The sequence below is a fragment of the Streptomyces murinus genome (assembly GCF_002154555.1).
GTDB classification, from domain to species: Bacteria; Actinomycetota; Actinomycetes; order Streptomycetales; family Streptomycetaceae; genus Streptomyces; species Streptomyces murinus.
On sequence record NZ_MUNF01000691.1, the window covers coordinates 1 to 1,359 of the forward strand.

Annotated in this window: 1 protein-coding gene; it reads right to left on the minus strand. The window is 67.4% G+C overall.

Annotation, left to right across the window (positions count from 1 at the left end):
• On the minus strand, window positions 1–1,359 hold a 1,359-nt coding region (locus CCN72_RS33180; RefSeq protein ID WP_208638170.1), incomplete at both ends, for a transglycosylase domain-containing protein.

The following is a 1,359-nucleotide window of genomic DNA, read 5'->3' on the forward strand; positions in this document are numbered from 1 at the left end:
GACGCCGTCCATCGCGCCGAAGGTGTAGGCGGCCCAGATCTGCGCCGGGTAGGTACCGCCGTTGACCCGGCCGGTGCCCGGGAGCAGGCCGGTGGCGCCCGTCATCGGAACCTGCGCGTGGGTCTTGGCGCTCTCGCCGAACAGGCCGACCGAGGTGACCAGGCCGGGCGTGTAGCCGGTGAACCAGGCCGACTTGTTGTTGTCGGACGTACCCGTCTTGCCGGCCACCTGCTGCCCGTCGCGCGCCGGGTTGGCCGCCACCGACACCCTGGCCGTACCGTCGTCGACCACGCCGGTGAGCACCGAGGTGACCGTGTCGGCCGCCGTCCTGCTGATCACCTGGTCGCCGATCGGGTTGGGGAGCGTGACGTCGCGGTCCTTGTGCTCGACCGACTTGATGATGGCCGGGGTGACCTTCTTGCCGTGGTTGTCGAGGGTCGCGTAGATGCCGGCCATCTCCAGCGGGCTCGCGCCCATGGAGCCCAGCGTCTGCGCGGGNNCCATCTGCGCGAAGACGGAGTTGACGGAGTCGTCCATGGCCTTCTGGACGGTGATGTTCCCGTAGTTGGCGTCGTCCTCGTTGGGCGGCCCGAAGCCGACCTTGGCACCGTGGTCGACCACCTGGCGGCCGCTGGTGCCGTCGTACACCGTGTCGGCGTTGATCGGCTTGCCGTCCTGGGTGACGGAGCCCTGCTGGAGCGCCGCGGCGAGGATCACCGGCTTGAAGGTGGAGGCGGGCTGGTAGTCGGTGCGGGTCGCGTTGTTCCTGAAGTGCTTGAAGTAGTCCGCGCCGCCGTACATGGCGAGGACCTTGCCCGTCTTCGGGTCCACGGACACGGCACCGGGCTGGACATCGCCGTCGACGGAGCGCTTCTTCGCATCCAGCTTGCTGGTCAGCTGCTGCGTGACGGCCTGCTCCAGCTGGTGCTGCTTGCCCTTGTCGATGTTGAGGGTGATGGTCCAGCCACCCTTCTTCACCAGCGCCTCGGCGTCGCCGATCGTGGCGGCGCTGCCCTGGGCGACCAGTTGCCGCTCCAGGGAGGCGTTGGCCGCGTCCACCAGGTAGCCGGTCTGGCCCTTCATGCCGGGCGCCGCCTTGGGCGCCTTCGGCGTCTCGAACTTCATGGCCTGGCGCTTGCCGGCGTCCAGCCAGTGCTGCTTGACCATGTTGTCCAGGACGTAGTTCCAGCGNNCTACGGCATCCAGGCCGCGGCCGTAGTAGCTGGTGTTGATGTAGCCCGCGAGGATGTACTCCTTGGACTTCTGACGGTCCAGCTTCAACGAGATGACCAGTTCCTTCAGCTTGCGCGAGACGGTCTGGTTCTGGTCGAGGTAGTAGTTCTTGACGTACTGCTGGGT